The organism is Dermatobacter hominis, assembly GCF_020715685.1.
Classification (GTDB): domain Bacteria; phylum Actinomycetota; class Acidimicrobiia; order Acidimicrobiales; family Microtrichaceae; genus Dermatobacter; species Dermatobacter hominis.
On the sequence record NZ_CP085840.1, the window covers coordinates 2325016 to 2348924 of the forward strand.

The following is a 23909-nucleotide window of genomic DNA, read 5'->3' on the forward strand; positions in this document are numbered from 1 at the left end:
CTCAGTGGCTGGCGAGCCGGAGGTTCGGATCCGCGCCGGTGCTGAGCGGCGACGGCCCGTCGTCGCGGAGCCGGTACCAGCCGGCCGAGGCGATCATCGCCGCGTTGTCGGTGCACATGGCCCGGCTCGGCAGGAAGGCGTGCAGGCCGTCGTCGGTGCAGGCAGTCAGGAACTGCTCCCGCAGGAGGGAGTTGGCGGCCACGCCGCCGCCGATCGCGAGCGCCGTCGCGCCCGTCTCGGCCGCCGCCCGCCGGGCCTTGGCCACGAGCACGTCGACGACGGCGGCCTGGAAGCTGGCGGCGACGTCGGGGGTCGACACGTCGGGGTTGGCGCGCACGTGGTTGACCACCGCGGTCTTGAGCCCGCTGAACGAGAAGTCCAGGCCCTCGTCCATCATCGAGCGCGGGAACCGGATCGCCTCGGGGTCGCCGGTCATCGCCTCCCGGTCGATGGCCGGCCCGCCCGGGTAGCCCAGGCCGAGGAAGCGGGCGACCTTGTCGAACGCCTCACCGGCCGCGTCGTCGAGCGTCTGGCCGAGGATCCGGTAGCGACCGTGGTCCTCCATGAGGACGAGCATCGTGTGGCCGCCCGACACCAGCAGCACGACCATCGGCAGCTGGATCGCCGGGTCCTCGAGCAGCGCGGCGTAGAGGTGCGCCTCCAAGTGGTTCACGGCCACGAACGGGACGTCCCACGTGAGGGCCAGCGCCTTGGCCGCCGACACGCCGACGAGCAGCGCCCCGATCAGGCCCGGGCCGGTGGTGGCGGCGACCGCGTCGATCCGCTGGCCGTCGACGCCCGCCTCGACCATCGCCCGGGCGATGACCGGGATGATCAGCTCGTTGTGGGCCCGGCTGGCGATCTCGGGCACGACCCCGCCGTACTTCGCGTGGAGGTCGACCTGCGAGCTGACGACCGACGACAGCACGTCGCCGCCGCCGCGGACGCAGGCCGCGGCCGTCTCGTCGCAGGAGGTCTCGATGCCGAGGACGAGCGCGTCGGAGCCTGCCGCCGCGCCGCCGATGAGGCGTGAGGTGTCGTCAACCGGCACGGTCCACCACCAGGTCGTGCAGCGCCACCGGCAGCGACGCCGTCAGCTCGTCGATCCGGGCCGACCCCTCGTCGGTCCCGATGCCGTGGGCCCACATGATGAGGGCGTCCTCCTTGATGTCGCTGTAGTAGTTCGGCCGGACGCCGCCGGGGACGAACCCGAAACGCCGGTACATCTCCTGGGCACCCCGGTTCGTGACGCGTACCTCGAGCGTGAGGTCCTCGACGCCGAGGGCGACCGCCTCCCGGAACAGCACCAGCAGCATCCGGGTCGCGATGTGGCGCCGGCGGGCGTCGGGGTCGACCGCGACGTTGGTGATGTGGCCCTCGAAGCCCGTGAGCATCAGCCCGGCGAAGCCGACCACCCGGTGGCCGTCGAGCGCCACGACGTAGCGGCGCGAGGTGGGCTGGCGCAGCTCGCCCTGGAACAGCGTCAGCGACCAGGGCCGGTGGTTGGTCCGCTCCTCGATGTCGACCACGCCGCGCAGGTGCCGGCGGCGCATCGGCACGACGAGCACGCCGTCCTCGGCCGGGCCGGTGCCGGCGGCCGCGGGCTCAGCGACCATCGCGCACCGCCCAGTTGATCTCGGCGTCGGGCCGGCGCAGGTAGATCGGCTCGATCTCATCGGGCCGCTCGAACTCCTCGCGCAGCGCCCGCGCGTGCGCGAGCTGCACCAGCGACTCGGCCGACGGGTGGCACGGGTCGCGGTCGACGAGCTCGACCTTGGCCAAGCCCTCGAACGCCTCCCGGTAGCGGATGGCGCCGTCGCCGACGAGGAGGATCTCGTCGGGGCTGGCGAGCAGCTGCGAGGCGAGGTCGTCGGGCGAGCCGAGCTGGTGCTCGCCGAGCCGCTGCACGCCGCCGGGGACCTGTCGGTAGAAGGCGTAGTAGAGCTCGTCGCGCCGGGCGTCGATCGCGGTGACGATCAGCCGGTTGCTGAACCGGACGGGGAAGGCGAGCAGGTCGAGGCTCGACACCGCGATCATCGGCACGCGCAGGCCGAAGGCGATCGCCTTGGCGGTGGCCACGCCGACGCGCAGCCCGGTGAACAGGCCCGGCCCGACGTCGACCGCCACCAGGCCGATCTCGGAGAGCTCGATGTCGGCCTGGCGGCACGTGAACTCGATCGCCGGCGCCAGGTTCTCGGCGTGGCGCTTGCTCTTCGACGACTGCGCGGACGCGAGCACGCCCTCGTGGCCGCCGATGGCGCAGCCGGCCTGCACGGTCGCCGTCTCGATGCCCAGGATCAGCACTGCTCGTCTCCCGCTCCGCCCGGGGCGGCGGCGGCGCCGTCGTCGGGCTCGTCGTCGCCGCCGGCCCACGGCGCGACCGCCGCGCCCAGCGCCCGGATCCGGGCGGACCACCGGGGTCCGATCGGCCGCAGCTCGATCGTCCGGAGGTCGAACGCCGCCTCGTCGACCGCCCCGCCCCCGGGTGCCTCGAAGCGCAGGTGCACCTCGAGGTAGTCATGGGGCAGCGCCGGGGCGATCGTGTCGCCCCACTCGATGAGCGTGACCGAGCCGTCGTCGAGGAGCTCCGAGAGCCCGAGGTCGAGGGCCTCGGCCACCTGCTCCAGCCGGTAGACGTCGAGGTGATAGAGGTCGAGCCGCCCGGTGTAGCTGCGCACGAGCGCGAACGTCGGGCTCGTGATCTGCTCGTCGATGCCGAGGCCGCGGCCGAAGCCCTGGGTGAACGCGGTCTTGCCGGCGCCGAGGTCGCCGACGAGCACGAGCAGGTCGGACGGCCGGGCCAGCTCGGCGAGCGCGGCCGCCAGGTCGCGGGTCTCGTCGACCGAACGGGTGCGGGCGACCAGCCCGGTGGCGCGGTCGGTCACGAAGCGCCGCCCGTGCCCGGCGCGCCGGCGGCGGCCAGGGCCTGCTTGGCCCGGACCAGGTCGGCGCGCATCTTCGCCATCGGCTCGCCGCCGCCGCGGAGCACGGCGGCCGGGTGGAACGTCGGGACCAGCCGCACGGTCCCGCCGTCGGGCCGGTCGCGGTAGTCGTAGACGGAGCCCCGCAGCTTGGTGATGCCGTCCTTGGTGTCGAGCAGGAGCTTCGACGAGAAGTTGCCGAGCGTGACGATCACCTTCGGTGCGATCAGGTCGATCTGCGCCTCGAGCCACGGCCGGCAGGCGGCGATCTCGTCGGGCTTGGGATCGCGGTTGTCGGGCGGACGGCACTTCACCACGTTGGCGATGTAGCACGACTCCCGCGTGAGCCCCATCTCCTCGAGCAGCAGGCGGTCGAGCAGCTGGCCGGAGCGGCCGACGAAGGGCAGCCCCTGGAGGTCCTCCTGGGCGCCCGGGCCCTCGCCGACGAACATCAGGTCGGCGTCGGGGTCGCCGGTGCCGAACACCACCTGCGTCCGCCCCTCGGCGAGCCGGCACCGCGTGCAGCCGAGGGCCTGGTCGCGCAGCGCCTCGAAGGCGGCGTGCGAGGAGGTGTCGGGGGCCGCAGGCACCCTCCGAGCCTAACGGGGCCCGATCGGGTCTCCGAGAGCGGCCGGTGCCGCGTCCGCGCCGTGGCTGACCCGGCGCAGGTGCCGTCGGGGCAGGCGGGGCCCGAAGCCGCACACGATCTCGTAGGAGATCGTGCCGAGCAGCTCCGCCCACTCGTCGGCGGTGACCTCGTCGTCACCCTGGCGGCCGAGCAGGACGGCCTCGTCGCCCACCGAGACCGGCGGCCCGCCGGTGACCTCGACGACGAGCTGGTCCATGGTCACCACGCCGCGGATCGGCCGGCGGACGCCGCCGATCAGGACCTCGGCGCCGAGCTCGCCGAGCCGGCGGGGTACGCCGTCGGCGTACCCGAGCGGCACGACCGCCAGCTCGGCCGGACGGTCGAACCGGTGACGCAGCCCGTAGCTGACCCCCTCGCCCGCGTCGGCCCGGCCGACGTGGGACACCTCGGCCGACACCACCATGGCGGGCCGCAGCTCGACCGGCAGCCGCAGCCCAGGGGCGGGCGGCACGCCGTAGGTGGCGATCCCGACCCGCACCAGGTCCATCCGGGCGTCGGGGTGCAGGAGCGCGCCGGCGGAGTTGGCGGCGTGGCGCAGGCCCGGGTCGACGCCGACGTCGGCCAGCCGGGCCAGCACGGCGGCGAAGCGCTCGAGCTGGCACGACGTCTCGGGCCGCTCGGGCTCGTCGGCCACGGCCAGGTGCGTGAAGGTCCCCTCGAGCCGGAGCCCGGCCTCGATCGCCCGGGTGGCCAGGACCACGGCATCCGCCGGGTCGCAGCCGACCCGGTGCATGCCGGTGTCGACCTTCAGGTGCACCGCCCACCCGCTCCCCGACGAGGCCGCTGCAGCGGCGTCGATCCCCTCGGCCGTGTCGACCGTGGGGGTGAGCCCGGCGGCGAACGCATCGGCCATGGCGTCGGCCGGCGGCTGGGACAGCACCAGCACCGGGGCCTCGACGCCGACGTCGCGCAGCTCCTGGCCCTCCTCGACCAGGGCGACCGCCAGGCGGTCGGCGCCGGCGGCGACGGCCGTGTGGGCCACGTCCTCGGCCCCGTGCCCGTAGCCGTCGGCCTTGACCACCACGCACAGCTCGGCGGGCGCGACCAGGTCCTTCAGGACCGCCACGTTGTGCGCGACGGCGTCGAGGTCCACGTGGGCCGCGGCGTGACGGGGCATCGGACGCGGATGCTACCGGCCGCACCGAACCCGCCCCCGAGCACCCCGCCCGTTCTCACCACCCGTTCTGGCTGTCGTTCTGCCGGCCCTGGCCGGCAGAACGACAGCCAGAACGCGTACGGGGCCAGGACGCGTCCGGGGCGAGTCAGTCGACGAGCGAGGCCCAGGCCGCCGGGAGCGCCTCGGCGACGTCGCCGGCGACCAGGCCGCGGTCCGGCCCGAGCAGGGCCGCCCGACCGTGGAGGTGGGCGCCGGCCGCGGCGGCGTGGAACGGCGACGCCCCGGCGGCCACCAGCGCGGCGATCGTGCCCGTCAGCACGTCGCCCGTGCCGGCGGTCGCGAGGCGGGCGTCGCCGCTGCGGACGAGCAGCACGTCACCGCCGGGGTCGGCGACCACCGTCGTCGGGCCCTTGAGCAGCACCACCGCACCCGTGTCGCCGGCGAGCCCGCGTGCGGCGTCGATCCGGTCGTCGCCGGGCGGACCGCCGGTCAGCCGCTCGAACTCGCCGTCGTGGGGCGTGAGCACGGTCGGGCCGGGACGGGCGTGCAGCGCGTCCACCGTCGAGTCGCCGATCACCCAGAGCCCGTCGCCGTCGACGACGACCGGTCGGTCGATCGTGCGCAGCGCCACACGCACCTGGCCGGCGGTCGCGTCGGCGCGGCCCAGTCCCGGCCCGATCGCGAGGCACCCGAAGCGATCGGCGTCGGTCCCGACCCCCTCGGCCCAGTCGTCCTCCGCCAGCGGCTCGACCACCGCTTCCACCGGGGCATCGGGCCGGTCGTCGCCCGGGACCGTCAGCCGGACGTAGCCCGCACCGGCGCGCAGCGCGGCGGTCGCGCACAGCAGCGCCGCGCCCGACATGCCCGGCGACCCCGCCACCACCCGGACCGCGTGCCGCCACTTGTGGTCGTCGTCGGTGCGGTCCGGCACCCAGGCCAGGACGTCGGCATCGGTCACGAGGTGCACGCGACGCGGGCCCACGACCTCGGCGTCCTCGACGTCGAGGCCGATGTCGGCCAGCACGACCTCGCCGGCGTGGGCCGGGCCGTCGTGCAGCAGCAGGCCGGGCTTGAGGGCGGCGAACGTCACGGTCGCCACGGCGTGGGCCGGCTCGCCCGAGGCGAGGCCGGTCAGGCCCGACACCCCCGAGGGGACGTCCACGGCGAGCACGGGCGCGCCGTCGGGATCGGGGAACGAGTACGTGCCCCGGAAGCCCGTGCCGAACGCGGCGTCGACCACGAGGTCGGCGGGACCCAGCACGGCGGGCGCGTCGGCGAGGTCGTGGACGACCACCCGCACGCCGCGCCGTCGCAGGATCCCGGCCGCCACCCGACCGTCGGCGCCGTTGTTGCCGGGACCCGCCACGACGATCACCCGGCGCCCGTAGGCGCCGCCCATCAGATCGATCGCGGTGCGGGCGACGGCGGCCGCGGCCCGGCCGATCAGCACGTCCTCGTCGACCGTTGCGGCGGCGTCGACCGCGGCCATCTGGGACGGGGTCAGGACGGGGAGCACCGCCCCATCCTGCCCTGCGGCCCGAGTCGACCGGCGACCAGCGGCGCGCGCTCAGCACCTGCGCCCTCGGACGCTCAGGTGGTGGCGACGGCGTGTGCCTGCGCGAGGTCGCCGGTGTGGGTGAGCGACACGAGCACCGTGGCGACCCCTCGCTCGTCGGCCACCCGGCGGGCCCGACCGCTCAGCCGGACCCCGGGCGCGCCGCTGCCGTCCGACGTGACCTCGATGTCGGTGAACGCCATCGCCGACATCCCCTTCCCCAGCGCCTTCATGACCGCCTCCTTGGCGGCGAAGCGGGCCGCCAGGTGCGGGAGCGGATCCTCGTGGCGCTGGCACCTCGACTGCTCGCCAGGGGTGAAGAGCCGGTGCAGCAGGGCCGGCGTGCGCTCGAGCGCCGCCCGCAGCCTCGGCACCTCGACGAGGTCGGTGCCCACGCCGACGACGCGGCCGCCCGTCGCCCCGGCGTCGGCGCTCACGACCGCCAGCGGTCGGCGAGGTCCAGGATCGGCACGGTCAGCAGGTCGGCGACCGACTGCTGGGCCAGGAGGTCGTCGCGGAAGACGTCCTCGGTCTCGGTGACCGCGTCCTTCAGCGCCTGGTAGCGGCGGCGGTAGCCCTGCAGGACCGCCCGCGCGGTGGCGGCGGGCAGCGAGTCGGGCAGCACGACGTGCAGGAGCTGCAGGCCGGTGGTCACGCCGTCCTTGGTCTCGGGCACGATGACCACGAGGCGGCCGTCGGCGCGGCCCCTCGCCACCATCAGCTCCTGCTCGCGGGCGACCAGCGCCTTGGTGCCCCGGAGCCGGTGGTCCCGGTCGACGCGCGACGGCAGCGACGCCGAGACGCCGCGCCGGTCGACGACGACGAGCTGCGCCCGGGCGAGGTCCTCGCCGTGCTCCACGGCGTACCGCGTGGAGCCGACGACCTCGACGATCGCCGGGTCGAGCTCGCCGAGCGAGCGGAGCGTCGAGTAGGCGAGCCGGTCGCGAGGCGATCCGGCCTCGACCAGCGCGAGGACGAGCGGGACCTGCAGCAGGGACTCGTCGGACCGGCTGATGCCGACGGTCACGGTCTTGGCCTGGTGCTTGATCGCGTCGACCGGGCGGGTGAGCTCCTCGATCGCCGAGGTCAGCCCGGCCACGAGGTCCTCGAGCACGACACCGGGCGTGCCCACCTTGCCGAACTCGACCTGGTAGGCGTCGAGCGGCGAGATGCCGAGCGCGTAGCGGAACAGTCCGGCCACCCGCACCGCCGTGCCGGCCTCGAGGTGGCCGTCGTAGGTCCCGGACCGCAGCCCGTCCATGAACGCCGCGGCGGCGGGCGCCATCACCGGCCGGAGCCGGCGCAGGAGGCCCTCGCCATCGCGCAGCTGCTGCAGGTCACCCCCGAGCGACGACACCGCCTCGTCGACCGCGGCGCGCACCTCGCGCAGCGGCCGGGCCTGGGCGTCGATGCTCAGCGCGGCCTCGTAGCCGAACAGGTGGCCGACCATGGTGGCGAGCACGAACCCGAGCCGGGGGTGGGTGTCGGGGACGGTCAGCACGGCGAGCGCGGCGCCGAAGGCGCGGTCGCCCTCGGAGGCGATGACGATCGGCGCCGCCTTGTGCGCCCGGAAGATCGCCACCTCCTTGGACACGTCGTCGGCCGTGGAGCCGACCAGCCCGGCGGCGCAGACGAGGATCATCGGCTCGGACGACAGGTCGATGTGCTTCTTGTCCTCGGTGGCGTCGCAGGCGATCGACTTGTAGCAGAGCTCCGACAGCTTGATCCGCAGCTCCCGGGCCGCGATCTGGTTCGGCCCGTTGCCGACGATCGCCCAGTACCGACGCGACGGGGCGAAGGTGCGGGCGGCCTCGGCGATCGACGGCCGGGTCGCGAGCGTCGCCTCGAGCGCGGCGGGGACCTCGGCGAGGGCGCGGAGCAGCTCCTGCTCCTCGGGGTGCTCCGGCGTGCGGCCGCCCGGCACCTGCTCGGCGATGGCGTAGCCGAGCAGGAGGCCCGCCGCGACCTGTGCGTAGAACGCCTTGGTCGACGCCACGCTCATCTCCACGTCGCGGCCGTCGGACGTGTACAGCACGCCGTCGGACTTGTCGGTCAGGTCGGAGTTGCGCCGGTTGACGATCGAGATGACCGAGGCGCCCCGACCGCGCAGGAGGTCGACCGTGCGGTTCGTGTCGGTGGTCGTGCCGGACTGGCTGATGGCGACCGCCAGCGTGTCGGACATGTCGCCGCGGAGGCGGAAGCCCGACAGCTCGGTGGCGGGCAGCGCCTCGACCCGAGCCTCGGTCTCGGCCAGCAGCTCGCGGAGGTGCTCCGCCAGGCTCTGCCCCGCGACGGCCGCCGTTCCCTGCCCGATGACGAGCACGCGGGCGAGCCGGCCCGAGCGCAGCCCCTCGCGCACGTCGGCCGGCAGCGAGTCCTCGGTGAGCTCGACGCGGAACGTCCCGTCGGCCTCGATGAGCTTGCCCCGCAGCGTCTTGCGGAACGAGCCCGGGGCGTCGGTGATCTCCTTGAGGAGGAAGTGGGGGAACTCGCCGCGGTCGATGTCACGCGTGGTGATCTGCGCGTGGGTCAGGTCGTCGGCGGTGACCGGCAGCTCGGTCCCGTCGTAGGACCAGCGGCCGATCCCCTCCACCGTGCCGGCCCGATCGGCGGACAGCTCCACGATCTGGCCGCGGCTGGCGACCGGGTTGTCGGGGTCGGCCGGCGTCTCACCGTCCAGGCGGAGGTACGTCGCGGTCTCCTCGACCAGGCCGTAGGGCTCCGAGGCGACGATGAACGCCTCGTCGGCCACGCCGACGTACAGCGCCTGCCCGCTGCCGCGCAGCGCGAGCAGCAGGCGGTCCGGGTCGGCCGTCGCCGCGGCGCCGATGGCCACTGACCCCTCGAGCCGGGCGACCGCCTCGCGGAACGCCTCCCGGGGCGCCAGGTCGTCGGCCAGCCCCCGGCTGACGAGGGCGGGGATCACCTTGGCGTCGGTGGTGATCTCGACCGGGATCGCCAGGCCGTCGGCTGCGACCAGGTCGGCGTGGTTGTCGACGTCGCCGTTGAGCACGGCGGTGACGAAGGGGCCGCCGGCCCGGCCGAGCTCGTCGGAGGACTGCGGGTGGGCGTTGGGCTCGGAGATGATGCCGATCGAGGCCCACCGGGTGTGGCCGAGCACGAGGCCGTCGACGTCGGCGGACCGCAGCGCTCGCTGCAGCAGCGCGTCGGTGCGGATCTCCGCCCGGAGCGCGGCGGTGTTGTCGCCCAGCTCGCCGATCTCGGCGGCCGCCTTGTGCACCACGACCAGCACGCCGTCGACGAGGCGGACCGATCCGTCGGTGAACGACAGGCCGGAGCGATCGGCGATCGCGGCCCGCACGACCGGGTCGTCGGGATCGAGGCCGTGGCCGGTCAGCTGCACCTCGAGCCCGGCCGAGTCGCGGCCTCGCACCTCGAGGCGGTCGAGCGCGGACAGCGCCTGGTGGAGGCTGAGGGCGACGGCGAGGCCGGCGGGGCCGCCGCCGTCGGCGTCGTAGGTCGGGCCGACGACCTCCTCGACGCCGCGCACGGCACGGAGCCGGTCCCGACCGACGGCCCACAGCGCGTCCTTGCAGCGGAGCAGCGCGGCGTTCACGGCCTCGAGCTGGCCGGCGGCCGGCGCGGTGTGCGGGTCGTCCAGCTCGGCCTCGAGCACGGCGACGGCGCCGCTCAGCTCGTCGACGAGGGCGGCGACCCGACCCGCCGCGGTGCGATCGGCCCGCAGGCTCAGCAGCCCGGGCACGCCGCGGAGCGCGACGTCGATCGACTCGAGCGCCTCGGCGGCGGGCTCGAGGCGCGACAGCCGGTCGGTGTCACCGCCGGAGAGCAGGGGGCGCACCGCCTCGAGCGAGGCGACGAGGTCGGGGGCCGGCGTGGGCTCCCGGTCCGACGGGCGTCGGACGACTGCGATGATCCCACACACGTTGCTGTCCACCTCCAGGCGGTTCCGCCCACCGCCGCCGGACCGGGCACGGTCCCGGCGGGCGCTCCCGTCGGGGGGACGGGTCACCGAAGTCGTCGGTCGATCCAGTCTACGGGGGTCACGGACCGGGTACCTGTCGAGGCCACTACGGTGATCCGACCACCCCCCGACCGCACCCCGGCGGTCCCCACCGTCGAGCGCCGCCGTCGAGCGCCGCCCCGAAAGGCCGCCGTGACCTACTGCATCGCCATGCGCCTCGAAGAGGGGCTCGTCTTCCTCGCCGACACCCGGACCAACGCCGGGGTCGACAACGTCAGCACGTACCGCAAGATGCACGTGTTCGAGCCGTCGGACGACCGGCTGTTCGTGATCGAGTCGGCCGGCAACCTGGCCACCACCCAGCAGGTGCTCGACCAGATCCAGGCGGACCTCGACAACCAGGCGCCGGTCAGCCTGGCGACGGTCGCCGACCTGCACGAGGCCGCGCTCTACGTCGGGCGGGTCAGCGTCGCGGTCGGCGAGCAGCACCGTCCCGCGCTCGACCGCGTCGGCGCCGACGGCACCTGCACGTTGATCCTCGGCGGGCAGGTCCACGGTCACCGGCCCGACGTGCTGATGGTCTACCCGGAGGGCAACTACATCCGGGCGAGCGACGACCGCCCGTTCCTCCAGATCGGCGAGACCAAGTACGGCAAGCACATGCTCGAGCTGGCCGTGGAGGAGCACCTCGGGCTGGGCGACGCGATCAAGGTCGCGATCGCGTCGATGGTGTCGACCGCGCTGGCCAACCTGTCGGTCGGGCCGCCCTACGACCTCGCCGTGTACCGCAACGGCTCGCTCGAGCTGCAGGAGACCCGGATCGAGGACGACAGCGCGATCCTCGGGATCGTCCAGGACCGCTGGCGCACCCACCTGCTGATGGCGCTGCGCGAGCTGCCCGACTTCGACCCCGACGACCTCGCCGGCTCCCTCGGGATCGGCTGATCCCGCCGGCCGTCAGGCCAGGGACTCGACGGCGGCGACCAGCGTGTCGACCGCCGCCGCGGCCTCGGCCTCGGTCGGCGCCTCGGCCATCACGCGCACGACCGGCTCGGTGCCCGACGGGCGCAGCAGCACGCGGCCCCGGTCGCCCAGCTCGGCCGACACCTCGGCCACCTCGGCCGACAGGCGGTCGGCGACGTCGGGCATCGGCGTCCCGACGCGCACGTTGCGCAGCACCTGCGGCAGCTTCGTCATCGCCGCGTCGACCAGGTCGCCGAGCGGCGCGCCCTCGCGGACGACCAGGTCGGCGAGCACGACCGCGCTGAGGAGGCCGTCGCCCGTGGTGCCGAGGTCGCCGAACACGAGGTGGCCCGACTGCTCGCCGCCCAGGCTGAACCCGCCGTCGGCCATGGCGGCGAGCACGTAGCGGTCGCCGACCGCCGTCTCGACGACCGTGATGCCCTGGCGGCCCATCGCCTGTCGGAACCCGAGGTTCGACATGACGGTCACGACGACGGTGTCCTCGGACAGCCGGCCGCGGTCGCGCAGATCGGTCGCGCAGAGGGCGAGGATCTGGTCGCCGTCGACCAGCCGGCCCCGCTCGTCGACCGCGAGCAGCCGATCGGCGTCGCCGTCGAACGCGAGCCCGAGGTGCGCCCGCTCCTCGACCACCGCGCGCTGCAGCGCCTCGGGGTGCGTGGACCCGCAGCCGTCATTGATGTTGGTCCCGTCGGGCTCGGCGAACAGGACGAGCACCTCGGCGCCCAGGTCGGCGAGCACGTCGGGGGCGATGGCCGACACCGCGCCGTTGGCGCAGTCGACGACGACGCGCAGCCCGTCGAGGCGCCGGCCCTCGGTGACGCCCTCGATGGACGCCGCGTAGTCGTCGGCGAGCGAGACGTCGGCCAGCAACGAGCCGACCTCGGCACCGACCGGCGCGCCGTCGAGCGGCTCGCCGGCGTGGTCGGCGAGCGACAGCGCGTCGGCGATCACCGCCTCGACCGCGGCCTGCTGGTCGTCGCTCAGCTTCAGGCCACCCGGCGCGAAGAGCTTGATGCCGTTGTCGGCGTAGGCGTTGTGCGACGCCGAGATCACGACGCCCACGACCTGATCACGCTCGGACGCGAAGGCGACGGCCGGGGTGGGCACGACGCCGGCGAGCACGGCGTCCGCGCCCTCGGCGCACACGCCGGCCGCGAGGGCGGCCTCGAGCAGCGGTCCCGAGCGCCGGGTGTCGCGGCCGATGACGACGCGCCGGGCCCCGAAGGCCCGGACGGCCGCACGGCCGATGGCGAGCGCGATCTCCGGGGTGAGGTCGCGGCCGGCGACCCCGCGCACCCCGTCCGTGCCGAAGCGGACGGTCACTGCGGTGGGATCAGCGCTTGGAGTACTGCGGAGCCTTGCGGGCCTTCTTGAGGCCGTACTTCTTGGACTCCTTCTCGCGGGCGTCGCGGGACAGGAACCCGGCCTTCTTGAGCGTGGGCCGCAGCTCGGGGTCGAGCTCCACCAGCGAGCGGGCGATGCCCAGGCGGATGGCGCCGGCCTGGCCGGTCACGCCGCCGCCGTGCAGGGTCGCGTCGACGTCGTAGACCTCGTTCGTCGAGGTGACTCGCAGCGGCTCCGTGAGGATCATCCGGTGCGTGGCGTTCGGGAAGTAGTCCTCGACCGGGCGCTTGTTGATCGTGATGACGCCGGTGCCGGGCCGCAGCCGGACCCGGGCGACCGCCCGCTTGCGACGGCCGGTGGTCTGGGTGAGAGGGGTGGTCATCTCTGCTCGTCTCCGTTACGAACGCGCCCGGGCGTCCGCGAGGTCCAAGGTCTGGGGCTGCTGGGCAGCGTGCGGGTGGGTCGGGCCGGCGTACACCTTGAGCTTCTTGAGCATCTGGCGGCCGAGCCGGTTCTTCGGGAGCATGCCGCGGATCGTGCGGCGGACCGCCTGCTCCGGCTTCTCCTGGAGGAGGGTCGCGTACGTGGTCGAGCGGATGCCGCCCGGGTAGCCGGTGTGGTGGTACACCTGCTTGTCCTCGGCCTTGCCGGCCGTGAGGACGACCTTGTCGGCGTTCACGATGATGACGTGGTCGCCGGTGTCGAGGTGCGGGGTGTACATGGCCTTGTGCTTGCCGCGGAGGATCCGGGCCACCTCGGTGGCCATCCGGCCGAGGGTCAGGCCCTCGGCGTCGACGACGTACCAGCCGCGCTCGATCTCGTCTGCTCGTGGCGAATAGGTGCGCACAGCGCTCACTCTCTCGGTTCTCCGGATCTGCACCGACCGCCCGGTCGTGCAGTGCTCGGACGGGCGCCGCGCCGTGCGGCAGGGTCCGAGCAGGGCTCTCGCGTCATGACGACGGGCCCGACCGACGGGGGTGGATCGGATCGGCGGGTCCCCGGTGAAGAGGTGCACCACGCGTCCGACCGCTCGGGCCGACGGGCAAGCGTACGGGGTCCATGCCGCGAAGTGCAAGCGGCCCCGGGCGCCCGGGCGCCCCCGACCGCGGGCTCAGTACCCGACCTCCCAGAGCACCAGCCCGCGGGGCGGGGCGAGCTGGCCGGCCCGGGCCCGGTCGAGGGAGCCGATGGCCGCCCGCACGTCATCGGGCGCCCGGCGGCCGCGGCCGACGTCGACGAGCATGCCGACGATGCTGCGGACCATCTGGTGGCAGAACGCGCTGGCGGTGATCTCGAACCTCAGCAGCCCGCGGCCGTCCGGGTCGTCGGCCGTCCAGCCCGCGGCGAGCACCCGCCGCACGAGCGAGACCGGGTCCGCGTCGGGGTCGGCGGGTCTGGGGCGGCGGCAGAAGCACGAGAAGTCGTGCTCGCCGAGCAGGTGGGCGCACGCCGCCTGCATCCGGTCGAGGTCGAGGGGCTGGTCGACCCACCACGACGTCGGGGCGAGGAACGGGTCGGGCACCTCTCGGTTGAGCACCAGGTACCGGTAGGTGCGGCTCGTGGCCGAGAAGCGGGCGTCGAACCCGTCGTCGACGGATGACGCCGCGCCCACCACGATCGCCGGCCCGAGCAGGCCGTTCAGCGAGTCGCGCAGCCGGACGAGCGCCGCGGCCCGGAGGTCGGGCGCCCCGCCGTGGAGCCGGCTGCCGGCACGGGCCCGGGCCCGCTCCCCCACCGCGTCCAGCGCCGCGACGGGCACGTCGAGCGACACCACCTGGCCCCGGGCGTGGACCCCGGCGTCGGTCCGGCCGGCGCAGGTCAGCTCGACGGGCACCTGCAGGACGCGCTCGAGCGCGTCGCGGAGCGACCCGCCGACGGTGGCGACGCCGCGGTTCTCGGCGAAGCCGTGGAACCCCGAGCCGTCGTACGCCACGTCGAGCCGCAGCCGGACCGTCGAGCCCTCCCCCTGCGTTCTCATGTCATCCATGCGTCAGACAGCCCGCTCTCTGGCGTCAGAAACGGGGCGGGGGGCCAAAACGGCGAAACGGGGCGACCCGGAGGCCGCCCCGTCCGTTCCGATCGTTCAGACCAGCTCGAGCTTGGCCATCGGGGCGTTGTCCCCGTGGCGGGTGCCGAGCTTCAGGATCCGCGTGTAGCCGCCCGGCCGGGTGGCGTAGCGGGGACCGATCTCGTCCATGAGGATCGCAGCGATCTCCTGGTCACCGATGTAGGCGAGGATCTGGCGGTGGTTGTGCAGACCGCCCTTCTTCGCCTTGGTGATCAGCTTCTCGGCGATCGGGCGCACCGCCTTGGCCTTGGCCTCGGTGGTGACGATCCCGGTGGGCGACGCGACGAGCGACGCCACGAGGTTGGCCATGATCTGGCGCTGGTGCTTGGCGCTACCGCCGAAGGCGCGCCCCTTCTTGGGAGTGGCAGGCATGTCTCAGTGGCTCCGGTTCAGTCCCGACCACGGAGCGACAGGCCCCGCTCGTCGAGCTTCTCGATGACTTCGTCCAGCGACTTCTGACCGAAGTTGGTGATGGCGAGCAGGTCGTCCTCGGACTTCTGCAGCAGCTCGCCCACCGTGTTGACCTGGGCCCGCTTCAGGCAGTTGCGCGGACGCTCCGAGAGGTCGAGCTCCTCGATGGCGAGCTCGAGGTCGGGCGACGTGGCGACGGCGGCGGCGGCCTCGGTGAGGGTCAGGCCCTCGGGCTCCTCCGACATCTGCTCGACGAGCTCGACGAGCGACTTCAGCGTGGCGCCGGCCGAGGCCAGGGCGTCGCGCGGCGTCACCGACGAGTCGGTCTCGATGTCGAGCACCAGGCGGTCGTAGTTGGTCGACTGCTCGACGCGGGTCGGCTCGACCGAGAACGTGACCCGGCGGACAGGCGAGAAGATCGCGTCGATCGGGATGACGCCGATCGTCGAGCTGCTGCGGCCGAGCGCCGACAGGTAGCCCTTGCCGCGGTCGACGGTGAGGTCGACGGCCAGGCGGGCCTTGCCGTTCAGCGTGGCGATGTGCAGGTCGGGGTTCAGGATCTCCACGTCGGACGTGGCCTGGATGTCACCGGCGGTCACCTCGGCCGGGCCGCGCACGTCCAGGCGGAGCGTGATCGGGTCGTCGGAGGTGGAGGTGAGGACCACGTCCTTCAGGTTGAGGATGATGTCGGTGACGTCCTCGGTCACGCCGGTGAGCGTGTCGAACTCGTGCAGGGCGTCGTCGAAGCGGACCTCGGTGATGGCCGCGCCGGGGATCGACGACAGCAGGGTCCGGCGCAGGGAGTTGCCGAGCGTGTGGCCGAAGCCGGGCTCCAACGGGCTGATGGCGAACCGCTGGCGGTTGGCCTCTTCCTCGTCGATGGCCTCCACGGTGGGGCGTTGGATGACGAGCATCTGATGCGTACCTCGGTACTGGGCGGGCGGGTTCGTGCGGACGGGGGTGAGCGGAGCCGGGTCTACTTGGAGTAGAGCTCGACGATGAGCTGCTCGCGCACCGGGACGTCGATGTGCTCCCGCAGCGGCAGCTCTCGGACGGTGACCTCCTGGCCCCCGTCGGCCGTGTCCAGCCACGGGGCGGCCGGGCGGCCGAGGGTGTCCATGTTCCACTGGATGACCAGCATCTGGCGGGACTTCTCGCGCAGGCGGACGACGTCGCCCTTGCGGACCCGGTAGCTGGGCACGTTCACCCGGCGACCGTTGACCTCGATGTGGCCGTGGGTCACGAACTGGCGGGCCTGCGGGCGGGTGGCGGCCCAGCCGGCGCGGTAGACGACGTTGTCGAGGCGCTGCTCGCAGTAGCGGAGCAGGTTCTCGCCGGTCACGCCCTGGCGGCGGTTCGCCTCCTCGTAGAGGTTGCGGAACTGCTTCTCGGTCATGCCGTAGGCGAAGCGGGCCTTCTGCTTCTCCTGGAGCTGCAGCAGGTACTCGGAGACGTTGCCCCGGCGGCGGGTGCGGCCGTGCTCGCCCGGCGGGTACGGGCGCTTCTCCATGGCGATGTTCTCGCCGTTGGTGCCCCAGATGTTCGTGCCGAGCCGGCGCGAGACGCGGGCGCGGGGACCGGTGTAGCGGGACATGACCTCAGAGCCTCCGACGCTTGGGGGGACGGCAGCCGTTGTGCGGCACGGGGGTGACGTCCTTGATGCCCGTCACCTCGATGCCGACGTTCTGGATGGAGCGGATCGCGGTCTCGCGGCCCGAGCCCGGGCCCTTCACCACGATGTCGACCTTGCGCACGCCGTGCTCCATGGCCCGGCGGGCGGCCTGCTCGGCGGCCAGCTGGGCCGCGAACGGGGTCGACTTGCGGGAGCCCTTGAACCCGGCGTTGCCGGCGGAGGCCCAGGCGAGCACGTTGCCCTCGAGGTCGGTGATCGAGATGATCGTGTTGTTGAACGAGGACTTGATGTGCGCGACGCCGTGGGTGACGTGCTTGCGCTCCTTCTTCCGGGGACGACGGCCCCCGGCCGGTGGCTTTGCCATTACTTGCGGACCTTCTTCTTGCCGGCGACGGTCTTCTTGGGACCCTTGCGGGTGCGGGCGTTGGTGTGGGTGCGCTGGCCGCGCACGGGCAGGCCGCGACGATGGCGGAGCCCCTGGTAGCAGCCGATCTCCATCTTGCGCTTGATGTTCTGGTTGACCTCGCGGCGGAGGTCGCCCTCGACCTTGTAGCCCTCCTCGATCACCGAGCGGAGCTTGGTCACCTCGGAGTCCGTGAGGTCACGGACCCGGGTCGACGGATCGATGTCGGCGGCCTCGCAGATCTGCTCCGAGGCGGTCCGGCCGATGCCGTAGATGTAGGTGAGGGAGATGACGAGGCGCTTCTCCCGCGGGATGTCGACGCCGGCGATGCGTGCCATGTGTAGCTGTCCTGCTTCCTGTGGTGGCGAGAGCTGCTCAGCCCTGGCGCTGCTTGTGGCGCGGGTTGTCGCAGATGACCATCACCCGGCCGTTGCGGCGGATGACACGGCACTTCTCGCAGATCTTCTTGACGCTGGGCTTGACCTTCATGCGGACTTCTCGATCAGTCGTCGGCGGACGGGCGCCCGCCGGAGCTGTCACTTGTAGCGGTAGGTGATGCGACCCCGTGAGAGGTCGTAGGGGGTGAGCTCCACCTGCACCTTGTCCCCGGGGAGGATCCGGATGTAGTGCATCCGCATCTTCCCGGAGATGTGCGCCAGCACCTTGTGCCCGTTCTCGAGCTCGACTCGGAACATGGCGTTGGGGAGCGGCTCGATGACCGTCCCTTCCAGGACGATGGCGTCTTCCTTGGGCTTGGGCAGAACAGATCCTCCTGGTGGACCCCCCGTCGCACGTCGTCACGGGGGACGTCGTGGTCTCGGGGGGCAGGTCACACGGCGCGTGCAGGGGGCGGGTCCCGACGGGCCGACGGACAAATATATGTCATGGGTCCGCCGAGATCAAAGGCGGGCGTGCCAGGCTCCCGGGTCGACCCCGGTCACGTGGCGGCACCGGTGCGGGCATCGATGATCCGCACCAGCTCGACGGCGATGTCGTCGGGATCGCCGACCCCGTCGACGTCGGCCAGCAGGTCCCGCTCCCGGAACCAGGCGAGCAGCGGTTCGGTCGACTGGGCGTAGAGGGCGAGGCGCTTGCGCACCGCCTCCTCCGTGTCGTCCTCGCGCTGGACGACCGCACCGCCGCACTTGGCGCAGACCCCGGTGGCGGCCGACTCGTCCCGGCCGACGGCGTAGACGGTGCCGCACTGGGAGCACACCCGCCGGCCGGTGATGCGCTCGACGACGACGTCCTCGGGCACCTCGAGGTTGATCGCCAGGCGCACGCCCTGCGGGGCGAGCAGGCCCTGCAGGTACTCGGCCTGCCCCGGCGTCCTCGGATAGCCGTCGAGCAGGAACCCGGGCTGGGCGTCGGGCTGGCCGAGGCGCTCGGCGACCACGCCCTCCATCACCTCGTCGGAGACGAGCCCGCCCTCGTCCATGATCGCCTTGACCTGGAGACCGAACTCGGAGCCCGAGGCCGCGGCGGCGCGCAGCATGTCACCGGTGGAGATGTGCGGGATGCCGTAGTGGGCGGCGAGGCGCGCGGCCTGCGTGCCCTTCCCGGCGCCCTGGCGCCCGAAGACGATGAGTCGGAGTGGATCGTTCCCCGTGGGCATGGTCGGTCTCCGTCGGGGCGGGTGCCCCGTGGTGGCAGCGAGCGACGGCCGTCCGGCGCGACGGCGTGAGCCGTCGGCGCCGTGTCAGCTCTTGCTCGACAGGAACCCTTCGTAGTTGCGCATCATGAGCTGGCTGTCGACCTGCTTCATGGTCTCGAGCGCCACGCCCACCGCGATCAGGAGCGAGGTGCCGCCGATCGAGTAGGCCGCGCCGTTGTTGGCGGCGCCGGGGCCGAGCAGGTAGCTGACGAGCACCGTCGGCGCGATGGCCAGGATGGCCACGAAGATCGCGCCGGGCAGCGTGATGCGGTTGAGCACCTTGGACAGGTAGTGCTCGGTCTGCGGACCGGGACGGATGCCCGGGATGAAGCCGCCCTGCTTGCGCAGGTTGTCGGCCTGCTGGACGGGGTCGAACGCGATCGCCGTGTAGAAGTACGCGAAGCCGACGATCAGCAGTCCGAGGAACGCCAGGTAGACGAGGTTCCGGGTGTCGGCCAGGTAGTCGTTGATGAAGTTCGACACGCTGGCGCCCCAGCCGTCGGACGGCAGGACCTGGCTGAGCAGCACCGGCAGGTTGATGACCGCCGAGGCGAAGATGATCGGCACGACGCCCGCCTGGTTGACCTTCAGCGGGATGTACGTGCTCTGGCCCGAGTACATCCGCCGGCCGACGACCCGCTTGGCGAACTGCACCGGGATGCGGCGCTGGCCGAGCTCGATGAACACGACGAACACGAGCAGCACGAGGAAGAAGGCCAGGAAGATGGCCAGCTTCACGGCGCCGTTCTCGGCTGCGTAGACGGCGGAGAAGGCGGAGGGCAGACCCGACACGACCGAGCAGAAGATGATCAGCGACATGCCGTTGCCGATGCCGCGGGTCGTGATCAGCTCGCCCATCCACATGAGCAGCGCCGAGCCGGCGGTGAAGGTCAGGACGATCAGCAGCACGATGGCCGGGCTGAAGCCGGGCACCAGGTCCAGGTTGGACTGGCCGCCGGTGAGGCCGCCGCCGCCGTTGTGGAAGAGGAACACCAGGCCGGTGGACTGCAGGATCGAGATGCCGATCGTGACGTAGCGGGTCCACTGCGTGGTCTTGCGCTGGCCGACCGCCCCCTGCTGCTGCCACTCCTGCAGCTTGGGGATCACCACCGCGAGGATCTGCATGATGATCGACGCCGTGATGTACGGCATGATCCCGAGCGCGAAGAGGCTGAAGCGGGTCAGGGCCCGGCCCGAGAACAGCTGCAGGAACGCGAGCACGCCGCCCTCGCGGGCCTGGTCCTCGATGGCGCTGACCGCGTTCTGGTCGATGCCCGGGACGGGCACGTAGCAACCGAACCGGTAGATGACGAGCATCATCAGGGTGAACAGGACCTTGTTGCGGAGGTCCGGCACCTTGATGATGTTGCCGATTCGCGACACTGCAGCTCCTGGACGGGCACTCAGCGGGTTGTTGGCTTCTCAGCGGGCGGGACCCTGCTGCGGCGTGCTCGGGACGGACCGTCCCCACGACCAGCGGTCGAGGGTACACCGGTCCGGACACGGGCACCTGTTCACGACCCGGGCGGGCCGGGGGGTGTTCGGAGGCTCAGCGGTTGGTGTGCGCGGAGCCCGAGAACGCCGGACGGACCGCGAACGGCAGCGGCAGCTTCTCGACCGTGCCGCCGGCGGCGGTGATGGCCTCCTCGGCCGACTTCGAGACGGCGTGCACCTTCACGGTGACCTTGCGGTCGAGCTCGCCGCGGCCGAGCACCTTCACGAGCGCGCCCTTCGAGACGAGGCCCTTGGAGCGCAGCGTGTCGGGGGTGATCTCGTCGAGACCGGACTCGGCGATCGTGTCCAGGTTGATCGCCTGGTACTCGACGCGGAACGGGTTGTTGAAGCCGCGCAGCTTGGGGACCCGCATCGACATCGGGAGCTGGCCGCCCTCGAAGCTCACGGGGATGGTGTCGCGCGCCTTCTGGCCCTTGGTGCCGCGGCCTGCGGTCTTGCCGCCCTTGCCGCCGATGCCGCGACCGACGCGCTTGCGCCGCTTGCGGGACCCGTCGGCCGGCTTCAGGTCGTGGATCTTCATCACGAAACCTCTTCGACGTCGATGAGGTGGGGGACCTTGTTGATCTGGCCCCGCACGTCGGGGGTGTCCTCGAGGACGTGCGTCTTGCCGATGCGGCCCAGGCCGAGCGCGCGGAGCGTGCCGCGCTGCTTGGGCTTGGTGCCGATCGACGAGCGCACCTGGGTGACCTTGATCTGAGCCATCACGCGACCTCGGTCGGCTCGGGCGCCGGGCCGCGCTCGGACTCCTGGTAGGCCTTGAGCAGGCCGGCCGGGATGACCTCGTCGACCGGGAGGCCGCGCAGGGCGGCGATCTCGTCGGGGCGGCGCTGCTGGCGCAGCCCGTCGACCGTGGCCTTGGCGACGTTGATGTAGTTGGACGAGCCGAGCGACTTGCACAGCACGTCGTGGATGCCGGCCTCCTCGAGGATGGCGCGGGCGGCGCCACCGGCGATCACACCGGTACCGGGGGCGGCGGGCTTCAGCAGCACCCGGCCGGCACCGACGACGCCCACCACCGGGTGGATGATCGTCCCGCCGGCGAGGGGCACGGTGAAGAGGTTCTTGCGCGCCTCCTCGGTGCCCTTCTGGATCGCGAGGGGCACCTCCTTGGCCTTGCCGTAGCCGAGGCCGACGCGGCCGGCGCCGTCACCGATCACCACGAGGGCGGTGAAGGAGAAGCGACGGCCGCCCTTCACCACCTTGGCGACGCGGTTGATGTTGATGACCCGCGACTCGCGCAGGCCCATGTCGTTGTCGTTCGCGGGCATCAGAACTCCAGTCCTGCGTCACGGGCTGCATCGGCGAGGGCGGCGACGCGCCCGTGGTAGCGGAAGCCACCGCGGTCGAAGACCACCTGCTCGACGCCGGCGGCCTTGGCGCGCTCGGCGACGAGCGTGCCGACCTTGGCCGCGGCCTCGGCGTTGCCGGTCGCGCCGGAGCGGAGGTCGGCCTCGAGCGTGCTGGCCGAGGCCAGCGTGACGCCGGCGCGGTCGTCGATCACCTGCGCCACGACGTGGCGGTTGGACCGGAACACGGCGAGGCGCGGGCGCTCCGCGGTGCCGGTCACGTGGCGACGCACGCGGGAGTGGCGCCGGATTCGGCTGTCCCGCTTCTGCTTGCTCTTGTCACTCATCGTTGCGTACCAGTCTCCGGCGTTGCCGGCTCCATCACTTGCCGGCCTTGCCGGCCTTGCGGCGGACGTGCTCGTCGGCGTAGCGCACGCCCTTGCCCTTGTAGGGCTCCGGCTTGCGCCACTCACGGATGTTGGCGGCCACCTGGCCGACCAGCTGCTTGTCGATCCCGTGCACCTCGATGCGGGTGGGCTGCGGGACGTTGAAGGTGATGCCGTCGGGGGCGTCCACCACGACCGGGTGCGAGAACCCGAGCGAGAGCTCGAGGCCCTTGCCCTTGGCCTGGGCGCGGTAGCCGACGCCGACGATCTCGAGGTCCTTCTGGAACCCGTCGGTCACGCCGGTGACCATGTTCTGGACCAGCGAGCGGACGAGGCCGTGCTGGGCGCGGGCGTCGCGGTCGTCGCCGGAGCGCTCCACCACGATCGTCTCACCGTCCTCGCGCAGCGTGACCAGCTCGGACACGGTGCGGGACAGCTCGCCCTTGGGCCCCTTGACGGCGATCGACTGGCCGTCGATCGAGACGGTCACGCCGCTCGGGACGGTGATCGGTGCCTTGCCGATGCGGGACATCAGTTCACCTCACCAGACATGGCAGAGGACCTCACCACCGATCCGCTGGCGGCGAGCCTCGCGGTCGGTCATGAGCCCCTTGCTCGTGGACAGGACGGCGATGCCGAGACCGCCGAGGACGCGCTCGAGCTCGTCGTGCTTGCGGTAGACCCGCAGGCCCGGCTTCGAGACGCGGCGCAGGCCGGAGATCACCCGACGACGCTCGTCGGAGTACTTCATGTCGATGCGCAGGCTCTTGCCGGGCCCGCTCGGGTTCTCCGCGACGGTGAACCCGACGATGTAGCCCTCCTTCTCGAGGAGGACGGCGAGCGCCTCCTTCAGCTTGGAGGACGGCATCTTGACCTCGTCGTGCATCGCGATGTTCGCGTTGCGGATGCGGGTCAGCATGTCGGCGATGGGGTCGGTCATGGTCATGTCGTGCTCCCTCCCCTCACCAACTGGCCTTGGTCACGCCCGGGATCTCGCCGGAGTGCGCGAGCTCGCGCAGGCACACGCGGCAGAGGCCGAACTTGCGGTACACCGAGCGCGGACGACCGCACCGGCGGCAACGGGTGTACGCCCGCACCTTGAACTTGGGCTTGCGCTGCTGCTTCTGCTTGAGAGCCTCGGTGGCCATTACTGCTGCCCTTCACGACGGAACGGGAAGCCGAAGGCGTCCAGGAGGGCGCGGCCTTCGGCATCGGTTCGAGCGGTGGTCACGATCGTGATGTCCATGCCCCGTGAGGCATCGATCTTGTCGTAGTCGATCTCCGGGAAGATCAGCTGCTCGGTCACGCCGAACGTGTAGTTGCCACGACCGTCGAAGCTCTTCGACGGCAGGCCCCGGAAGTCACGGATGCGGGGGATCGCCAGCGTGATGAGCCGGTCGAAGAACTCCCACATGTTGTCGCCGCGCAGCGTCACCTTGACGCCGATGGCGTTGCCCTCACGGAGCTTGAAGCCGGCGATCGACTTCTTGGCCTTCGTGATGACGGGCTTCTGGCCGCAGATGGCGGTCAGGTCCTCGACGACCTTGTCGAGCAGGCCGCGGTTCTCGGTCGCCTTGCCGGCGCCGACGTTGACCACGATCTTCTCGAGGCGCGGGACCTCCATGATGTTGCCCAGGCCGAGCGTCTGCTGCAGCGACGAGCGGATCTCGTCGTTGTAGCGGGTCTTCAGCCGGGGGACGATCGCCGTGGCGGTGCTCACAGCTCACCTCCGTTGCTGCGGGCGACGCGGGTCTTCGACCCGTCGGCGCCGATGCGGTACCCGACCCGGGTGGCCTTCCCGGCGCTGTCGATGAGCGCCAGGTTCGACACCTGGATGGGCATCGCCTTGTCGATGATGCCGCCCTGCTGCATGGCCCGGGTCGGCTTCTGGTGGCGCTTGGCCACGTTCACGCCCTCCACGATCGCCTTGCCGGCGGCCGGGTCGACGGACATGACCTCGCCCTCCTTGCCCTTGTCCTTGCCGGACAGGACGCGGACGCGGTCACCCTTCCTGATCTTCAGCTTCGCGGTGCTCGTCTT

General features: G+C 72.5%; 30 protein-coding genes and 2 pseudogenes. 1 reads left to right on the plus strand and 31 read right to left on the minus strand.

From position 1 onward, the window contains the following. Window position 1: 1 nt before the first annotated feature. The 9 genes from tsaD to LH044_RS10860 form a co-directional block, all read right to left on the minus strand. Window positions 2-1051 (minus strand): tRNA (adenosine(37)-N6)-threonylcarbamoyltransferase complex transferase subunit TsaD, encoded by a 1050-nt coding sequence (tsaD, locus tag LH044_RS10820; protein ID WP_227760045.1) that lies wholly within the window; start codon window positions 1049-1051, stop codon window positions 2-4. Beyond that, on the minus strand, window positions 1041-1616 hold the full coding sequence (rimI, locus tag LH044_RS10825; RefSeq protein WP_227760046.1) for a ribosomal protein S18-alanine N-acetyltransferase: 576 nt from the start codon (window positions 1614-1616) through the stop codon (window positions 1041-1043). Before rimI ends, tsaD begins: the two co-directional genes overlap by 11 nt. Next, window positions 1606-2304, minus strand: a complete 699-nt coding sequence (tsaB, locus tag LH044_RS10830) for a tRNA (adenosine(37)-N6)-threonylcarbamoyltransferase complex dimerization subunit type 1 TsaB (protein WP_227760047.1) — start codon at window positions 2302-2304, stop codon at window positions 1606-1608. Before tsaB ends, rimI begins: the two co-directional genes overlap by 11 nt. Next, window positions 2298-2885, minus strand: coding sequence for a tRNA (adenosine(37)-N6)-threonylcarbamoyltransferase complex ATPase subunit type 1 TsaE (gene tsaE / locus LH044_RS10835; RefSeq protein ID WP_227760048.1), 588 nt, complete (start codon window positions 2883-2885; stop codon window positions 2298-2300). The genes tsaB and tsaE overlap by 7 nt, the downstream gene beginning before the upstream one ends. Beyond that, window positions 2882-3511 (minus strand): uracil-DNA glycosylase, encoded by a 630-nt coding sequence (locus LH044_RS10840; RefSeq protein ID WP_227760049.1) that lies wholly within the window; start codon window positions 3509-3511, stop codon window positions 2882-2884. The genes tsaE and LH044_RS10840 overlap by 4 nt, the downstream gene beginning before the upstream one ends. A 9-nt stretch (window positions 3512-3520) precedes the next feature. Next, complete coding sequence (gene alr, locus LH044_RS10845; RefSeq protein WP_227760050.1) at window positions 3521-4687, minus strand: alanine racemase; 1167 nt, start codon at window positions 4685-4687, stop codon at window positions 3521-3523. A gap of 145 nt (window positions 4688-4832) precedes the next feature. Further along, window positions 4833-6203: an NAD(P)H-hydrate dehydratase gene (locus LH044_RS10850; protein WP_227760051.1), complete on the minus strand. Its 1371-nt coding sequence runs from the start codon at window positions 6201-6203 to the stop codon at window positions 4833-4835. Window positions 6204-6277: 74 nt separating this feature from the next. Continuing rightward, complete coding sequence (locus tag LH044_RS10855) at window positions 6278-6679, minus strand: holo-ACP synthase (RefSeq protein WP_227755611.1); 402 nt, start codon at window positions 6677-6679, stop codon at window positions 6278-6280. Continuing rightward, a complete protein-coding gene (locus LH044_RS10860) occupies window positions 6676-10158 on the minus strand; it encodes an SIS domain-containing protein (protein WP_227755612.1) in 3483 nt (1160 codons plus the stop codon). The genes LH044_RS10855 and LH044_RS10860 overlap by 4 nt, the downstream gene beginning before the upstream one ends. A 138-nt stretch (window positions 10159-10296) precedes the next feature. Between LH044_RS10860 and LH044_RS10865 the strand changes: the two genes are divergently transcribed. Beyond that, the gene (locus tag LH044_RS10865; protein ID WP_227755613.1) at window positions 10297-11130 is read left to right on the plus strand and encodes a proteasome-type protease; all 834 of its coding nucleotides are present in this window, start codon (window positions 10297-10299) and stop codon (window positions 11128-11130) included. Between the two features lie 12 nt (window positions 11131-11142). On the opposite strand, the gene glmM is transcribed toward LH044_RS10865, so the two are convergent. The 22 genes and pseudogenes from glmM to rplX all read right to left on the minus strand — a co-directional run bounded on the left by glmM (window position 11143) and on the right by rplX (window position 23891). Next, the gene (gene glmM, locus LH044_RS10870) at window positions 11143-12492 is read right to left on the minus strand and encodes a phosphoglucosamine mutase (RefSeq protein WP_227755614.1); all 1350 of its coding nucleotides are present in this window, start codon (window positions 12490-12492) and stop codon (window positions 11143-11145) included. Between the two features lie 10 nt (window positions 12493-12502). Then, complete coding sequence (gene rpsI, locus LH044_RS10875) at window positions 12503-12895, minus strand: 30S ribosomal protein S9 (protein WP_227755615.1); 393 nt, start codon at window positions 12893-12895, stop codon at window positions 12503-12505. Between the two features lie 15 nt (window positions 12896-12910). Then, the gene (gene rplM, locus LH044_RS10880) at window positions 12911-13360 is read right to left on the minus strand and encodes a 50S ribosomal protein L13 (RefSeq protein WP_227760097.1); all 450 of its coding nucleotides are present in this window, start codon (window positions 13358-13360) and stop codon (window positions 12911-12913) included. Window positions 13361-13624: 264 nt separating this feature from the next. Then, entirely contained in the window at window positions 13625-14491 is an 867-nt protein-coding gene (gene truA, locus LH044_RS10885) for a tRNA pseudouridine(38-40) synthase TruA (protein WP_227755616.1), read from the minus strand. A gap of 108 nt (window positions 14492-14599) precedes the next feature. Further along, window positions 14600-14953, minus strand: a pseudogene (gene rplQ, locus LH044_RS10890) (50S ribosomal protein L17); the annotation flags it as partial. 17 nt (window positions 14954-14970) lie between these two features. After that, the gene (locus LH044_RS10895) at window positions 14971-15906 is read right to left on the minus strand and encodes a DNA-directed RNA polymerase subunit alpha (RefSeq protein WP_227755618.1); all 936 of its coding nucleotides are present in this window, start codon (window positions 15904-15906) and stop codon (window positions 14971-14973) included. A 62-nt stretch (window positions 15907-15968) separates the two neighbouring features. Continuing rightward, complete coding sequence (rpsD, locus tag LH044_RS10900; protein WP_227755619.1) at window positions 15969-16586, minus strand: 30S ribosomal protein S4; 618 nt, start codon at window positions 16584-16586, stop codon at window positions 15969-15971. Window positions 16587-16590: 4 nt separating this feature from the next. After that, window positions 16591-16989, minus strand: coding sequence for a 30S ribosomal protein S11 (rpsK, locus tag LH044_RS10905; RefSeq protein ID WP_227755620.1), 399 nt, complete (start codon window positions 16987-16989; stop codon window positions 16591-16593). Next, window positions 16989-17366: a 30S ribosomal protein S13 gene (gene rpsM / locus LH044_RS10910; RefSeq protein ID WP_227755621.1), complete on the minus strand. Its 378-nt coding sequence runs from the start codon at window positions 17364-17366 to the stop codon at window positions 16989-16991. Before rpsM ends, rpsK begins: the two co-directional genes overlap by 1 nt. A gap of 37 nt (window positions 17367-17403) precedes the next feature. After that, window positions 17404-17517 (minus strand): 50S ribosomal protein L36, encoded by a 114-nt coding sequence (gene rpmJ, locus LH044_RS10915; protein WP_227755622.1) that lies wholly within the window; start codon window positions 17515-17517, stop codon window positions 17404-17406. 47 nt (window positions 17518-17564) lie between these two features. Next, complete coding sequence (infA, locus tag LH044_RS10920) at window positions 17565-17789, minus strand: translation initiation factor IF-1 (protein ID WP_227760098.1); 225 nt, start codon at window positions 17787-17789, stop codon at window positions 17565-17567. 176 nt (window positions 17790-17965) lie between these two features. Further along, window positions 17966-18643 (minus strand): adenylate kinase, encoded by a 678-nt coding sequence (locus tag LH044_RS10925; protein WP_227755623.1) that lies wholly within the window; start codon window positions 18641-18643, stop codon window positions 17966-17968. An 84-nt stretch (window positions 18644-18727) separates the two neighbouring features. After that, window positions 18728-20065 carry a preprotein translocase subunit SecY gene (secY, locus tag LH044_RS10930; RefSeq protein ID WP_227755624.1) on the minus strand — a complete coding sequence of 446 codons (1338 nt, stop codon included), beginning with the start codon at window positions 20063-20065 and terminating at the stop codon, window positions 18728-18730. A gap of 166 nt (window positions 20066-20231) precedes the next feature. After that, window positions 20232-20717, minus strand: coding sequence for a 50S ribosomal protein L15 (gene rplO / locus LH044_RS10935; RefSeq protein WP_227755625.1), 486 nt, complete (start codon window positions 20715-20717; stop codon window positions 20232-20234). Next, entirely contained in the window at window positions 20717-20899 is a 183-nt protein-coding gene (rpmD, locus tag LH044_RS10940) for a 50S ribosomal protein L30 (protein ID WP_227755626.1), read from the minus strand. The genes rplO and rpmD overlap by 1 nt, the downstream gene beginning before the upstream one ends. Then, window positions 20899-21426: pseudogene (gene rpsE / locus LH044_RS10945) on the minus strand (30S ribosomal protein S5); the annotation flags it as partial. The gene rpmD and the pseudogene rpsE, both read right to left, overlap by 1 nt. 38 nt (window positions 21427-21464) lie before the next feature. After that, window positions 21465-21830 carry a 50S ribosomal protein L18 gene (gene rplR, locus LH044_RS10950; RefSeq protein WP_227755628.1) on the minus strand — a complete coding sequence of 122 codons (366 nt, stop codon included), beginning with the start codon at window positions 21828-21830 and terminating at the stop codon, window positions 21465-21467. Between the two features lie 34 nt (window positions 21831-21864). After that, the gene (gene rplF / locus LH044_RS10955) at window positions 21865-22401 is read right to left on the minus strand and encodes a 50S ribosomal protein L6 (RefSeq protein WP_227755629.1); all 537 of its coding nucleotides are present in this window, start codon (window positions 22399-22401) and stop codon (window positions 21865-21867) included. Between the two features lie 9 nt (window positions 22402-22410). Then, on the minus strand, window positions 22411-22815 hold the full coding sequence (gene rpsH / locus LH044_RS10960; RefSeq protein ID WP_227755630.1) for a 30S ribosomal protein S8: 405 nt from the start codon (window positions 22813-22815) through the stop codon (window positions 22411-22413). Between the two features lie 16 nt (window positions 22816-22831). After that, window positions 22832-23017, minus strand: a complete 186-nt coding sequence (locus LH044_RS10965; RefSeq protein WP_227755631.1) for a type Z 30S ribosomal protein S14 — start codon at window positions 23015-23017, stop codon at window positions 22832-22834. Continuing rightward, window positions 23017-23571 (minus strand): 50S ribosomal protein L5, encoded by a 555-nt coding sequence (gene rplE, locus LH044_RS10970; RefSeq protein WP_374210614.1) that lies wholly within the window; start codon window positions 23569-23571, stop codon window positions 23017-23019. The genes LH044_RS10965 and rplE overlap by 1 nt, the downstream gene beginning before the upstream one ends. A gap of 14 nt (window positions 23572-23585) precedes the next feature. After that, on the minus strand, window positions 23586-23891 hold the full coding sequence (rplX, locus tag LH044_RS10975) for a 50S ribosomal protein L24 (RefSeq protein WP_255626106.1): 306 nt from the start codon (window positions 23889-23891) through the stop codon (window positions 23586-23588). Between the last annotated feature and the right edge of the window lie 18 nt (window positions 23892-23909).